This window comes from Burkholderia sp. M6-3 (assembly GCF_050858985.1).
Lineage (GTDB): Bacteria > Pseudomonadota > Gammaproteobacteria > Burkholderiales > Burkholderiaceae > Paraburkholderia > Paraburkholderia caledonica.
The window spans coordinates 2308067-2322212 of record NZ_CP110090.1 but is presented as its reverse complement, the minus strand read 5'-3'; the positions used below and the strand labels follow the sequence as shown (position 1 = coordinate 2322212).

The following is a 14146-nucleotide window of genomic DNA, read 5'->3' as shown; positions in this document are numbered from 1 at the left end:
TCGGGTGTGTACGCGAAAACAAGGTTGAATAAGTTTTCCGGGCAACTGGCGCCGGCTGCTCCGTTCGAGGTAATCGCTGCCGAGGCGGTCCAAAAGCTTGGCATCAAGGTGAGCCTCGGGACGCTCGCGGCCGAATACACCTATCGCCTGTCGACACAATTGCCGATGCTTCCAATGGCGACAGGGCGCCGGCTCATCAGCCGGAAAATCCAGGGTGGAAGTAAGACTTCCATGTATAAGCGACCAACTGCGAAGCAGCGCAAGGACACGAAGTGATGGCTGCAGACAAGGTATCGGTGTCCGAAGACCCGACTTCGCTACGAGATATCACGGGTGTCCAGACGGACGTGTCCGTGTACCTGGGCGACTGTGACGGAGACATCTTAAGCGTTGTGTGCGACGGAACATCGGTGGGAATGGGCGGCTCGATATGGAAGCGAGCCGTAGATGCGCTTGACCATCCGTCGCCGCGTGGTCCGTATCCCGTGGCCTCCCGCTTCACCATTTTTGTCCATCAAACGCTTCCTGACTCCGACTGCGAAGACCGCGTCCTAGCGACCATTCGCATCGACGTCGCATGCCAGAGAAGCAAGGCATATGCAACACCCCGCAGCACCGTTATTGGCAGCCCACTTGCTGGTGTTGGCCCGATACGCTTCTCGTTGCGGGATGACGTCATCGAGATTACGCGAGCAATTTTCAAGGCGGCGTCATGACTCACATGCGCTTACGGATTCTGAGCGAGAACTGGCTGTTGCTTGCAATTTTGTTCCGTTGAGTGCGGCCGTTGCGGGCCAAGCAGTAGGTCGACTTCTACGGACCTTGGCAAAAGGAGGGGCAGACTCATGAGGGTCATCGACCTAATGAACGTATTGCGCGACGCAAACCCTGATGCCATCGTGATGCTGCTCTCGGATGGCGACGCTGAGGAATATGCGCAGGCCGCTCGTTATGTTTGTGGAGGGATGGAGACGTGGACGTACAAACGCGGAGTCAGCAAGGGCCGGCCGTACTATTCTCTGTACCCTGGTAGTCCGCACCGGGACCTTCGGTACGACTGCGAGCAAGTCTCTTACGAGGCTGTCTCTGTGGTGTTACTTGCAACGAAGGAGTTTCGGTGAGTGACATCGCTGTTTATTGGTGCCGACGCGACTCATGCCGGCATGACGACGTGGTCATTCCGTCGGCTCCTATCGGAGTTCGGTATGGCTAGCAGCGGTTGGGATATCGCCATGCGCAACATCGATATGGAATTCGATGTGCCTCAATTCGTCGCCTCATCGCTTGTACGCAAAATAGCCGCAAACCACTTCCGTCTACCGGCGACCGACCGTCACCGGTTTCAACCAATGCCTGACGATGTGATTGCTCGCGTAGAAGACATTGTTCGGCAGGCTTACATCGAAGCTGGCGAAGACCTTGGCGGCGACATTCTTCGCGAGCATCTTTGGCAGCAAGCGCTCGACGGCCGTCGCGAAATAATTGCAAATGGAGAGCTGCTGTCACCCACTGACTTCCGGGTGCGCACCGGCGCAGATGGGACGCAACTTGAGCGACTGCTTGGCGATGGCAGTCTGTTAGCAGTTGAAGTCGACGGTGCTGAGTACATTCCCGCTGTGCTCGCAGACCCTGCGCACAATCTGCGGCGGCTGCAAGCAATCTGCCAAATCATAGTACCTTCGCCGCCGATGAGCCGCCTCGATTTTTTGACGGCACAGAACGGCACTCTTGGCGACCGGACCCCGCTCGATATGCTCGACGATGACGGTGATTGCAAGGTGCTCGAGCGAGCCGCTGCGGCTTGGGCGGCCGAATGGTCGCGGACCTCGGTAAGAGCCTACGACGGCCTGCACGAGACAGAGCCGATTGACGTCTCGCCGTTATACACAGCGAGTGCGGAAATTGACCCGCGCCGTCCGTTGTGGGAACGCGCGTCGGAGGCGCTTCACGCCTAAGGATACCAATGGCCGCTTGGCCCTTATATGGACGCCCGACAATTCACCCTCTTTGTTGAGCGACAAACAGCTGGGGATGCTGCGTCAACGCCTGAGGCGTGCATACAAATCGTAGCGGACGGCGAAGATGTCCGTATCCGCATCGTTGCCGCGCCCGGTGCGACGCTTAAGTCACAGACGTTTCCGGCCTTGAGGCAAACGAATCTTATTGACCTAGCTAAGCGGGTCATCGCCCGCGGAACTTAAATCAAAACTGGAGCCGGTATGCGATACGAGAATCTGATTGCCGACGCACGCGATGGCGAGCTGACCGAGTCTACGCGGGTACGCGCAGCGTTTGATGCCATTTATTGCTGCTCTCCGGACTTGGAATCGATGGTGCAGTCGTTGGCGGCGCTCGGGCTGAACGCAGACGATGCCTCGCTAGTGGGCCGGCTGGCCGACTGGGTCATGAACGTAGCGCCGCGTGGGCCGCTGCCCATGTCGCCAAGCGAGGCAGTGGCGCTCGCGGAGCGCGTTCACAAAGTCACTGCAGGCGAGTAATGCTGGGCGCGACGGTCAGATTATGTCCGGGCGGACGTGAGTGAGGCACGGGGAGTGATTGCGACGGTAGACATCGGTCGAATGCGACGGCTACCTAAGTCCTAAGTTAATCGCTGCGGCAAATTGCCCGCGCGCATATGCGGACGGCACACACCGTCGCACCTGAACACGCGGAAGCCTATCGCTTGAGAGCAAAGGGGGGCGGCCGCAGCGCACTCGAAGACCTAGCGCGCGTCTCCCAAGATGCCGACGTCTAGAGAGGACATAAGTGACCACTGACAGCTCGTTCAATTACCACTTTAACGGAGTCTAGGCATGACCATTGATGGAGTCGCGAAGTCATGCTCATTCCGGTGTCGGTTCAGCTTCAAGTCCTGACCAGCTGACGCTCGACACGCTTTTTTCCATGCTCAGCCGACTGGCAATCCGTTCAAGTTTGGGCTGGTCTTTCGGATGGAGCTTCAATGTCGCCGTAACCTCAATACGCTGGGGGTCATCCTCGTAGTCTCGGCTCGTCAGGCTCTGGAAGGACAGGGGCGCGGAGGACATTGAGTTCGACAGGGCCGCCCGGATATGAACTTCGTCGGCTTCGCGGCATACCACCGTAATGGTGTATTGCCGCACCAGGTCGGCCGCCGAGACCGGAGCCGTGTTGATGGCTCGGCTGACTTCGCGCAGGACGGTGTTGGTAAGCAGCACTACGCCGGTCCCGGCTAACGCTGGTCCAAAATGTCCTGAACCGCACAGGACGCCGACGGCAGCGGAACACCAGAGCGTGGCGGCCGTGTTGATGCCTTGTATCGAGCCTTTGTCACGCATGATGACACCGCCTCCTAGGAAGCCGACGCCCGAGACGACATAAGCGGCAATCTGCGTCAGTCCCGTCGTTCCATTTCCAGTCAGTGCCCCGAGCGTAACGAACAGGCAGGACCCACTAGCTACAAGCGTGATGGTCCGCAGACCGGCGGTGCGCTGGCGCATCTGGCGCTCTAGTCCGATGGCCACGCCACACGCAAAGGCGGCGAGCAGCCGGAGGGTAAAATCGAGAGTCATGTTTGCTGGTTTGAGTTGTGCCGGCGGCGGCACGCATGGTTCGGAAACGGGCTGAGCATCGCATGCGCGCAAGACTGGATGAAGTCAGGCTTAGTCTCACGAGCCGTCCTGCGTAAGTCGTCCCTGCCAGTCTGACGGTCTGGTGGCAGACGCGGTTTCTCTTACAACAGGGAACGAACGCTGCCGCGAACTCACGCGCGCAGCGGGGTGCCGAGCGGACGCGCGTAATCGCTGCGACTGAATGGCGCTAGTCTAGGTACACGGGATGGATAACTGCGGCGCGCACCGTTTGCCTGCTGGCAAGACGGCGGCTAAGAAATGAGAGCGCGGGCGTCCTGCCGGTCAGGCAGCGAAACTGTTCGAAAGTTGACTACTACAGAATTCCAAGGCGTCGGCCCCTTTTGTGAAGATGCGCGAATTTTATGTGTTGCTTTAAACCGAAGTCAATATGATTCGCTAAGCAGAGCGAATATCATTGCTTGGCCTAACTCTTTCAACGCGCAAAGAAAGAAAGGCGGAAGAAAGACAAGTGGATGACTCAGAATAAGAACTTATGCGCCAGGTCCGCCAAACCAATCACGATTTCAATGGCAATAAGCCCTATTACATACCATTCGAGGCGGTGAACGTGTTTGGTTTCCGCGATTTCAGCCAAGGTTTGCGCAGTTCCCGAAATCAGCTGCAGCTTGCGTTCAAGCGCGGCTTGTCGCTCGTGCAGCTCGTATTCGTCCTCCAATAGCGCATAGAGGCCGCCGAGCTCCGGGTGTTCCCAAAGGGTCTCCGGCTTGTCGCCGATTTCAGCCCGGCCGACCATGCGGTGTTCGATTAGGAGCATCCCGCCAATTTTTGAGAGTAGCGTTTTGGCGTCCGCGCTCACCTTTCCTGTTCTTGCCAGTTCCGATGCCAACGGAATGATGCTATCGAACTCGCTCGCGGTCTTGTCCTCGTACATCGACAGCACAAGGCTTTTACTGAGGCTGTCCGCTATCACCTGAGCCTTTTCCAACGTTAGCGCGTCGAGCCAGACTGCACCGCCTTGCACACCAACGTTTGTCTTGCCGCCCTGGATGGCGATTTCTTCGAGCTGAGGTCGCCCGTAGGCGTTGTACAGCAACTGAGCTAACGAGGAGAGAAACCGTTGTTCATCACCAAGCGACACACCAAAAAGCACGACGACGCCGTACCTGAAAAGAACGGCGATGCCGTCAGCCCCCCCTACCGTTACGGTCAGAGGCGTGGTGGCGAGTGAATCCGTGATTTTGAAGTTCTTGAGGTCAATCCGGTCGGCGATGAGATGTGCACGAACCTGTACCTGCGGAAGCGAACTGATGGCGAGATTCGACATTGGGTACGCACTTCAATTCGTTGAAGTCATCGAAAGTATAGGTGTGAACCGGGACAGGTTTTGATGTGAGTCAATCCGGTTCCTTTAGGTGCGCCTAGTTTAGAAAGTAATAGGCTGTCGTGCGTAACCACCGGCGCAACCGCGTAGCGGTGTAGTTGTCGAGCGCCCGAATTCCAGTCCACCGCGGCCGGGAGGGGCGCATGCTGGTCTCGACGAGTGCGATATTGGTTTCGATGAGCGACGAATAGCCAGCAGAACCTGTTCTTCGCGTTCGCCTAACCCTGTCGGCATACCGGTTGCCGCTGGCGTACTTTATCCGTGGCTCGGCATCGTGTTGAGCCTGATTGTCGACAGCGCTGCGATGCGTTGAACTCTGTATCGGTCAGTCATTGGCAACGCGCTGCGGTTAAGAAGCGCGAGAACGTGAATCACAGCAACGCGCCAAATGCACAACGCCTTCGGCTTGACCACGCCGTCAGCCGAAGTCACCCAGAGAGCTGGGCTTCGTCCATCTGGTGCCCGTCTCTCGCGGCACGTCGTATTGGAGGGGAGGCGAATATGGAACTGAAATGCGTCGTCGCCATCGTGAGGCCTGATGTGCTCGAGGTGCTGGAGCGAAAGCTCGCGGCCATTCACGTGCATGGCATCACCGCGACCCCCGTGCGAGGATTTGGCACACATCCGAACGTCTTCGCGGATGACTGGAAGACCGACCACGTGAAAATCGAAATCTTCGCGCGCGCGGAAGATGCGGATGCGCTGGTCACAACAGTCATGGACATCGCCCACGTCGGCGCAGTCGGTGACGGCGTTGTTGCCGTGCTTCCGGTCGACAGGTTCTTCCGGATTCGCACCCGGTCTGAGACAGCGCCTTAGGGCATCGTCTACCCGGCCACCGCTTGGCGGCAACTTGATAGAAGGCGACCCGCTGTCGCATAGTGAACCGCCATCGGCCTTCGAAGGGTCTCGAAGGCCGACTTGTTTCGGGGGGCGGTGGGATACCTCGTCGAACCTACGCGTGGTCACTTCAGGTGAAGGAGGACTGGTCCCTCCAATACCTCAGGCGTGCCAGCACCCGCGCTTCCGGCGTTTTTCGCAACAAAGTCCCTCGCTTTTTGAACGCTTTCGTCAACACCTGCCTTGTCCTGGCAGACGGTCACCGAGAGGCCACCCTCGCTAGTGCGCACAAGCGTATATCCGACAAAACCCTTTACTGAGCGCATCAGTTCCTCAATATCCGCCGTGCGCTGTTCCAGCACGTCGAACAATTCCTTGGCTCCTTTTCCGGAATACCTCCTTACAACGGTATGCATGGCTTGCCTCCTGTTCGTGAACCATAGGAACGACCATGGCTGGCGCGCCCATCCAGCTTCGCCAGTTGGCGAGGGGGCGCAAACCTGGTCCGCATCGCCGCTTTGGCCCGCGTGGGGCCGTCGCGACTGCTATCAAGTGTAGGCTGTGTCCGGCCCTTGCAACGGTCAAGATGAGGGAGCGTTGCACCCGCGTTCTCGCTTGCCAGACCTGGAGGTGTGAGCTCGTCATTGTCGAGCTTCGTGCAGCACGCGTGCCATGCCGACTGTGTTCTCACGCGCTCGGAGTAGTATGGTCACGTAGGCCTAACCACCAAGGGGGAAGCGATGACTACCTGTCAGCAATGTGGCGGCCAGGGAAAAATCACATGCGGAAGATGTGGCGGAACGGGGAAGGTGCGGATAACCGAAGTCGAGACTGTTTCGGACGTGTCTCACACGTCCAACACCATCAAGTGCCCGAAATGTGACGGAGAGCGATGGCAACTCTGCCAGCGGTGTTACGGCTCCGGAGACGTCCATGATAGCGAGACGTCTGATGTTTTCGACCCCGAAGGCAGGGATACTTGACTTCCTCGGAGAGCACCGCCCGGACCACCCAATTCGCGGTTGCAGTTGCGATATACGCAGCGCAGATGAATGTCGTTGAATTTCACACGTGGAATTCAACGACCCAGCACATTGATACACCGGACAGGGTCATCTTCGACCTCGACCCCGGCGAGGGAGTGAAGTGAAGCAGGTTCAGGAGGCCGCGCTTCTTACGCGGGCGTTGCTTGAGGAGCTTGGCCTGCAAGCTTGGTTGAAGACGAGCGGCGGTAAAGGGCTGCACGTCGTCGTTCCGCTCGCGCCCAGACTCGACTACAAATCCGTCAAGTTGTTCTCGCAGGCGTTCGTCAGACATCTGGCGAAAACGATTCCCGACCGCTTTCCCGCAACATCAGGGGCAGCGAACCGAATCGGCAAAATCTATGTCGATTATCTTCGCAATGGCAAGGCGCAGACCACTGCCGCCGCCTTCTCCGCGCGGGCGCGGCCAGGAATGGGCGTCTCGATGCCCGTGTCATGGGAACAACTGTCTGACCTTAAAAGCGGTGCACAGTGGACGGTGCAAACGGCGAGGGAGTATCTTAGCTTTCAGACGCAAGACCCTTGGGAAGCTTACTGGTCGGCGAGACAGTCGCTGGCGTCGGCGATAAAGCGCCTGCGATGAAGTGCCTCGATGCAACGGCTGGCGCCGGCAGGAACAGGGGCTACAGGCGAGGGATTCGTTCCGGCGCAGCAGGCGCTGACGTGCCCGCGAGTCAGTCTCCCGACGCGGACCTGCCACTCACCGGCACAAGACGTGCTCTGTCGCGTGCAATCGCGCCTGCGGACTTTGAATCATGCAGCGCAGATAAATCACCGCGTCCGCTCACAGGAGGCTCACATGGCGGCTCGTTCCATCGCATCGCTGACACTGTCCTTCGGTCTTGTGTCCATTCCGGTGAAACTGTATTCGGCGACGGATAGCGCCGCGGGTGTGGGCTTCAATCTTCTGACGCCTGAGGGAGGCCGCGTAAAGCAGCAGTACATCTCTGAGGCCACGGGCGCTGTGGTTGCGCGCGCCGACATGAAGAAAGGGTACGAGTTCGAGAAAGGGCAGTTCGTCGTCTTCGCTCCGGAAGAACTGAAAGCGCTGGAAGAAGGCGCGAGCCACGTCGTGGACATTGTGTCGTTCGTTCCTGAGAAGTCAGTGGACCCCTTGTACTACGACAAGGCGTACTTCATCGCGCCTGACAAACGCGGTGGCAAACCGTACAGCCTGCTTCAGCTTGCGATGCGAGAAAGCGGACGCTGCGCGCTGGCAAAATGGTCGTACAAGGGCAAGACCCGAATCGTCCAGATACGGCCTGCCGAAGACGGCATGGTCTTCCAGCAACTGCTGTTCGCCGATGAGGTGCGCGCGCTGAGCGATTTGCACATCGAACAGGTGACTGTGAGCGATACCGAGCTCAAACTCGCGCTGCAAATCATCGACCAGGTGTCGGAAGACGCCTATGACCCGACGGCTTACGAGGACGAAGAGAAGAAGCGGATACTCGGAGCCATTGACCGGAAGATTGCAGGCAAACAGATTGTTTCGCCTGAGGCACCGGCCGAAGAGTCAGGCGGTCAGGTGATTGACCTGATGGAAGCACTTCGCGCGAGTCTCAGCGCCAACAAGGAGAAACGTGAGGCCCCGGTGAGGACGGCAGCGACAAAGACGCCGGCCACGAAAAAGACTCCGCCCGCTGAGGTCGAGGTACTCGCCGCCAAACCGCGCCGGCCTGTCAAGCGCGCGACACCGAAAGCGGACGTCAAAGAGGCGCCACCAGCCAAGGTCCGGGCACGCAAGTGACTAGACGGAGCCAGTCTAACGATTATTCGTTGCGCAGCCTGCAATCGCTGCTGGGCGTGTCGCGTCGAGTCCTCTCCGGGCTGATTGACGCCGGATTTGTCCACCCGTCGCGTGGCCGACGCAACGAGCTTCGATTCTCCTTCCAGGACGTTGTGCTGCTGCGCACTGCGTTCCAGCTGCAATCGGCCAAAGTCTCCGCACGAAAAATTCTGAGGGCGCTTGCCAAGCTGAAAGCCGAACTCCCTGACGAGCTTCCACTGTCCGGGATTCGAATCACGTCTGTGGGTGAAACCGTGGCCGTGAGGTCGGGACAGGCGCAGTGGGACGCTGATTCGGGCCAGCATCTGCTCGACTTCGAAGTCGCGCCTATCCGGGGCGACGTGGCGTTTCTCGACTCGGTGCCACGAAACCAGGAGAGCCGTGAAGAACAGGCGGAAGAATGGTTCGCACTGGCCGAACAGTTGACCGAAACCGACGCTGTCGGTGCAGAGCAGGCCTACCGGAAAGCGCTTGAGCTCTCGCCATCACCGCACTATGACGCATACACCAACCTGGGCGTATTGCTATGCGAGGCAGAGACGCGCTGCGATGAAGCATTGTCCATTTTTGAAGATGCGCTTGAGCACTTTCCCGAGGACGCCTTACTGCACTTCAATCGGGCGGTCGCCCTCGAAGAGCTTAAACGCTACGATGCTGCCGAAGCGGCCTATCAGCGATGCATAGAACTCGACCCGACGCATGCCGATGCTCACTTCAACCTCGCAAGGCTGAGCGAGATTCGTGGCGACAAGCAAGGCCTCGTCCGACATCTCAGCGCTTATCGTCGGCTCGTCGGCTGAACAGGCTTCACGCGCGTCGCTATCGGTGGCTGTCAATGCAGGCGCGCGCCGATGCCAGTCCAGCTTCAGGCCGCAACGTCGACAACTGACTTTACTGCATTGGCCGAAACTATTGCACTCCGGCTCGTTTGCTACCTCCAGTCAACTTGGAATGAGTAACGACCTAGCCGGTCGACGAACTCCGGCTGTCTCTTTCGGGCGTTTATGCGCGCAACAACGCCGCGACACCTATCATCTATAAGTTCAACCGAGATGCTCGCAATTCCAACTGCGTTGGCCTCTTCGGTAATAGTTCGTTCAATCTCTTTTTTAATCAGAGCCGGCTTGAAAATCTTCCCTACAGCCGTGAGAGGCATGCTCTCAATGATTTCAATGCGTTGGGGCACCGCAGCGCGCTCATGTATCACCGATGCCGCAAAAGACTGCAATTCTTCAGCCGTCACGCTGTGTTCCGGTTTCAGTTGAACGTAGGCCACGGGCACCTCACCAAGGTAGCTGTCAGGGGCGCCAACTGCTGCGACCAGAGCGATAGCTGGATGAGCCTCCAGCGGTCCTTCAATAAGCCTCGGTTCAATGTTGTGACCTCCGCGGATTATCAACTCTCGCTTGCGTCCCGTCAGCCAGAAATAGCCGTGCTCATCTTCTCTTCCCAGATCACCTGTGTTGAGCCAACGAGTCCCGTCGATGCTCACCCAGATGCCAGCGTTGTGCACGTCTTCCAGGTAACCTTTAAAGAGATTAGGGCCTGTTATCAGAATGGCTCCCACTTCATCGGGCTCCGAGTCGCGGAGATAACCACCGTGGTTGTCAAGTACGCAGACGCGCATTCCCTGATAACAAAGCCGAATGCCAATCGAGCCTGGAATTCGGTCGCCATCAGGCGGGTTGCACGATGCAACGCAGGTTCCCTCGGTCAGTCCGTAGCCCTCGAGAATCCTGATGTTCATTCGCCTCTCGAATTCGCGCATCAGCCCTGTGGGCAACGGCGCGGCCCCACAAACGGCAAATTCAAGGCTCGATATGTCTCGCGCGCCGACTGGATGCTTCAGTAAAGCGGCGTACACCGTCGGAACGCCAGAAAAGAAGTTGATGCGATAGTGTTCAACGACTGCCCAGAAGTTTGAGAGTACGGATTCGCCTTTATATCCCTGAGGGGTTCCGAGAATGACATGATGTCCGTGCATAAACGCCATCAGCCCAGTCACCATTTGGGCGTTCGCATGGAACAGCGGAAGTCCACAGAAGAGTGTTTTGACGGATTCGCGAAACTCCATGTGGGCTGCCATTGCCCACGCGTTGAATACCTCGGCGCCGTGCGAGCGGACCGCAATTTTGGGCAGCCCCGTCGTACCACCGGTGCAAAAGTATGAAGCGGTATCACCTTGTTGGAAGTGACGTTTACTCGTCAAGCCGTCCGCACTCTGGCGACGCATAAGGGCTCTTAAATCGTGAATCCTAAGACGTCTGTGGCGTACTCTTTCCCTTGCCGCGATGACGTGCAGTGCAAGTCCTTCAAAAAGACTTAAATAAGGTGCCAGATTGACCCACACGATGTCACGCAAGGTCGGAAGTTCTTCTAAATGAGTTGCAACTTTGAGCCAGATGTCAGTTCCCGGCGTCGGTGCTAACGTAATCAGCACCTTGGCGCGAGCTGCCGAAAGTAGCGCGGTAATCTGGGCGCCGTCGAGCAACGGATTGATGGCCATTACAATCCCGGCCGCTTCGCCGCCCCATATGGCGAAATGTGTCTCAGGGAGGTTTGGTAGGACGAACGCCACAACATCGTCGCTGCGAACACCCAGTTGGTGCAAGGCGTTTGCGGTCCGGGTCACATCTGCGAAAAATTGCGAGTATGTCCAGCACTGCGCCTTTTCGAACCGCCTACCATCTACGAAAAAGGTAAGCGCTGCTGCGGTCGGATGGGCGAGCGCGCTGCGCCCTATAGCTTCGTAGGTGCTGGTCGGTAGCCCGCGGTCCGCGAGGGGAATTGACTCGGCTTGTAAGACGTCGAACAAAGCTTTGAATGCCATCGGCCTCTCCTAAGCGCGGCCGAGCGCCGCTGCGCCCAGATAAGAGGATGCGCTCATTAAGATTCGCCGTCTATGAATGGGTGGTACTCCTCAGAGTTGCCAAAAACGAACGCTGAGCCGGTCATTGGGGTGGACCCGCAAGGAAGGGGTCATTGGTACCGCAGCAAGGCTAAGTGCCACGCGGGAGTGCTTGGATGTCAATTTTGTGCGGGGTTGTCACGCGCGGTGTGCCTCGCAGCACCTTTACTGCACAGCACGATGCGGCACAAACCGGCCCGCTGGCGTCCGAACGTTGACCGTCGACCACACCCTCCGATTGCGCGACGGCCCGCGCGCGTCAGGCCGCCTTCCGAGCCTTGTCACACCATTGCCGATGTGACGGTTTCACCTGTTTGTCCAGCCTCATAAGCTATCTTGCTTCGCGGACGAAGGGTGAAGCTGCGATGTGGTGTTCGGCGTTTGGTCCCGGGCCGTTTGTTATGCTGTCCGACGCTTTCCCGCTGTGCTCGGCACCGCCGCGAGATTAGTGTCCAGCGAAAATGTGACACGTCTGCCATGATGAGCACGTCGGGCGAATCGGCTGTTGCCCCCCTGACTGGTTGTGTGACGCTGGCATACCACCGTAAGACGACTCGACGTTTGGCACACCGGTCGGGTCGGCCTGTTGCCGCGCTGAGAGCCGGTCCGCTTGCGGGGCCGGGGACTCGAAGAGGTTGACCTCCTCTTGAGAATAGGCATACGCCGGGCCCGTTTGGGTCAGTAGCCATAAGGCATTTGCTGCAATTGCTAGGCGCGCTTTCATGTTGCCTCCCTGTCAAAGGCGCTCGGGTGACGACCTCCAGTTCGTTCAGCAACCCGAATGGCCATCAGGTTGGTCCGCTGAAACTGGAAATGCGCTAGCGAGTTGTACGTGTTGGTCGAAAAAAGCAAGCGAACAGCCGTGCACCGGTGCGAAGCCGTTGCATCCGGGGGCGACTTTTTGAGAAGTTATAGAGAAGGCTTGGTCACCAAGAATGATTGCTTGGTGTGGGCAGACGTGCTTCGAATCAGACATCGGTGCACAAGGCTGCCCGTGGGACTTTGTGGGTCGGCAACGGCGGTAAGGTGTAGCCGCAAATTGTGTTATAGGCCTCATCTTCGCAAAGTTCTAGTCTTCAACGCGGCTTCTAATGAGCAGTCAAATTTATGGCTCGGGCCGCACTTCACGTTTTTCGAAGTTCATCTTATGGGCGCGCCGGCCGGGTAGCCGGTTAGCAAGGCGTTTTTTGCGCGGCCCATCTTCTTTGGACTGCCTGGCAAAGGTCGCTGCTGCTCATCTTGCGGGCATCTGCACGTCGCAAATGGATGAAGGCGAATGCACCGCCGGAGGCGAGCAATGGAGCGTTTCGTCATCTCTTCCAACCCACACTCAGGCAGGCAATCGCACCTCTGCACGCTGCTAGTAGGGGCCTGCTCTCGCTATTCGGACACCTACCGTCGGGCCGCAGTCCCATTCACGAATGAATGTGCGATAACAAAGTTAGGAATGCAAAGTCTCTCACTGTTTTACCAACACGACGTAAAGCACGAGGTCACTGTCCGCGACATTCTTAATAATTAGAGCTGGCCGGAAGGCTTTTCGTCTCCTGGCTCGCTGCCGTCAGATGCCGTCGCACGGCAGGGGCTTTCGGCCCGGACAAGACGTGTCGTGCGCCATTCTCCGCGCTGTAAGCGAAAGCGTTTCACAGCGTAACGCCCCACGCGAGCCCTCGTCCCGACGACAATCGATGAATGGCCGGCGTTTCGCGACCGTTTCCCCGGCGGCCGTAAACCGCATGCGCATGAACCCCGCGGCGCCAGGCACCCCGCTTGCTCAATGTAAGCAAACTGTACGAAAGGCGCGAGGCAAGGTATGTCGCGTCTGACCCGGAGCTGATTATGGAAGCGCTGAATGCAACGTCGCGCGCGGGCGGCCTCGTTGCGGTGTTGGCCTTGTCCGCAACTTTGTCGGGTTGCTACTACTACGTGCCCTACGGCTACGTTCCATACGGCGAAGTGCCGGCGGCGGCGCCGCAGCTGCAGTATCCTTTTTCGATGACCGACGCAGCCGCGACCGGTGCCGCCGCGTCAGATGCAACCGCATCGACCAACACCTATATCGCACCAGCCGCGCCCGTCTTCGTCGTGCCTGCGTATTACCCCGTCGCGTATCCGTACTACGGCTGGCCCGCGTGGTGGGGGCCATCGGTGTCACTGAGCTTCGGCTACTGGGGCGGATGCTGTTATGGCGGGGGCGGGCACGGGTACTGGGGGCACCACGGCTATTGGGGCCATGGATATCGGGGCGGTTGGGGCGGTCATGGCACTTGGGGTGGGCACGGATACCCAGGGCGAGGTATGGGCGGCGGCGGCCAATACTGGGGCGGTGGCGGCGGTCACGGGCGTTCGCATTGAATGCTAACCGAAACGCGCGGCAGCGTTGGACCATGCGGTGACCAGTTTCAGCCTCCACTGCAGGTCGACGAGTCTTTTCAAACCAGGGACTACTGGAAGCAGCGGAGTCCCAAACGCGCCGGGTTGTCCCTTCAGTCGAGCTGGACGTGCCCCCGCCTGGCCTGACTCCCTATCGCGCAGGCAATAGACATCATCGGGCTTGTAGCTGCGGGGTTCACATTCGGCGTCGGCCACGCGCCTGGCATCTCCATTTCATAG

General features: G+C 58.5%; 13 protein-coding genes and 1 pseudogene. 10 read left to right on the top strand and 4 right to left on the bottom strand.

Features of this window, described 5'->3' with window-relative positions; translation table 11 throughout:
• Positions 1 to 24 precede the first annotated feature (24 nt).
• From OH764_RS10030 to OH764_RS10015, 4 genes are all read left to right on the top strand, one after another.
• On the top strand, positions 25 to 276 hold the full coding sequence (locus OH764_RS10030) for a hypothetical protein (protein ID WP_498846675.1): 252 nt from the start codon (positions 25 to 27) through the stop codon (positions 274 to 276).
• Positions 276 to 716: a hypothetical protein gene (locus tag OH764_RS10025; protein WP_498846674.1), complete on the top strand. Its 441-nt coding sequence runs from the start codon at positions 276 to 278 to the stop codon at positions 714 to 716. The genes OH764_RS10030 and OH764_RS10025 overlap by 1 nt, the downstream gene beginning before the upstream one ends.
• 405 nt (positions 717 to 1121) lie before the next feature.
• Positions 1122 to 1955 (top strand): hypothetical protein, encoded by an 834-nt coding sequence (locus OH764_RS10020; protein WP_498846673.1) that lies wholly within the window; start codon positions 1122 to 1124, stop codon positions 1953 to 1955.
• 264 nt (positions 1956 to 2219) lie between these two features.
• Positions 2220 to 2498 carry a hypothetical protein gene (locus OH764_RS10015; RefSeq protein ID WP_498846672.1) on the top strand — a complete coding sequence of 93 codons (279 nt, stop codon included), beginning with the start codon at positions 2220 to 2222 and terminating at the stop codon, positions 2496 to 2498.
• A gap of 345 nt (positions 2499 to 2843) precedes the next feature.
• On the opposite strand, the gene OH764_RS10010 is transcribed toward OH764_RS10015, so the two are convergent.
• Together OH764_RS10010 and OH764_RS10005 are read right to left on the bottom strand one after the other, a co-directional pair.
• Positions 2844 to 3551: an MgtC/SapB family protein gene (locus tag OH764_RS10010; RefSeq protein ID WP_498846671.1), complete on the bottom strand. Its 708-nt coding sequence runs from the start codon at positions 3549 to 3551 to the stop codon at positions 2844 to 2846.
• 538 nt (positions 3552 to 4089) lie between these two features.
• Positions 4090 to 4896 (bottom strand): RMD1 family protein, encoded by an 807-nt coding sequence (locus OH764_RS10005; protein WP_498846670.1) that lies wholly within the window; start codon positions 4894 to 4896, stop codon positions 4090 to 4092.
• A gap of 558 nt (positions 4897 to 5454) precedes the next feature.
• Here OH764_RS10005 and OH764_RS10000 point away from each other — a divergent pair.
• Positions 5455 to 5772 (top strand): P-II family nitrogen regulator, encoded by a 318-nt coding sequence (locus OH764_RS10000; protein WP_498846669.1) that lies wholly within the window; start codon positions 5455 to 5457, stop codon positions 5770 to 5772.
• 146 nt (positions 5773 to 5918) lie between these two features.
• Here OH764_RS10000 and OH764_RS09995 read toward each other — a convergent pair whose 3' ends face one another.
• On the bottom strand, positions 5919 to 6209 hold the full coding sequence (locus OH764_RS09995; protein ID WP_498846668.1) for a hypothetical protein: 291 nt from the start codon (positions 6207 to 6209) through the stop codon (positions 5919 to 5921).
• Between the two features lie 324 nt (positions 6210 to 6533).
• Here OH764_RS09995 and OH764_RS09990 point away from each other — a divergent pair, with 324 nt between their 5' ends.
• The 4 genes and pseudogenes from OH764_RS09990 (at position 6534) to OH764_RS09975 (ending at position 9425) form a co-directional block, all read left to right on the top strand.
• On the top strand, positions 6534 to 6776 hold the full coding sequence (locus tag OH764_RS09990; protein ID WP_498846667.1) for a hypothetical protein: 243 nt from the start codon (positions 6534 to 6536) through the stop codon (positions 6774 to 6776).
• 50 nt (positions 6777 to 6826) lie between these two features.
• Positions 6827 to 7419, top strand: a pseudogene (gene ligD / locus OH764_RS09985) (non-homologous end-joining DNA ligase LigD); the annotation flags it as partial.
• Positions 7420 to 7635: 216 nt separating this feature from the next.
• Positions 7636 to 8586 (top strand): Ku protein, encoded by a 951-nt coding sequence (ku, locus tag OH764_RS09980; RefSeq protein ID WP_498846666.1) that lies wholly within the window; start codon positions 7636 to 7638, stop codon positions 8584 to 8586.
• Positions 8583 to 9425: a tetratricopeptide repeat protein gene (locus tag OH764_RS09975; protein WP_498846665.1), complete on the top strand. Its 843-nt coding sequence runs from the start codon at positions 8583 to 8585 to the stop codon at positions 9423 to 9425. Before ku ends, OH764_RS09975 begins: the two co-directional genes overlap by 4 nt.
• Before the next feature lie 131 nt (positions 9426 to 9556).
• On the opposite strand, the gene OH764_RS09970 is transcribed toward OH764_RS09975, so the two are convergent.
• Entirely contained in the window at positions 9557 to 11455 is a 1899-nt protein-coding gene (locus tag OH764_RS09970) for an acyl-CoA synthetase (RefSeq protein WP_498846664.1), read from the bottom strand.
• 1917 nt (positions 11456 to 13372) lie between these two features.
• Between OH764_RS09970 and OH764_RS09965 the strand changes: the two genes are divergently transcribed.
• Positions 13373 to 13888: a hypothetical protein gene (locus OH764_RS09965; protein WP_498846663.1), complete on the top strand. Its 516-nt coding sequence runs from the start codon at positions 13373 to 13375 to the stop codon at positions 13886 to 13888.
• The last annotated feature ends 258 nt before the right edge of the window (positions 13889 to 14146 follow it).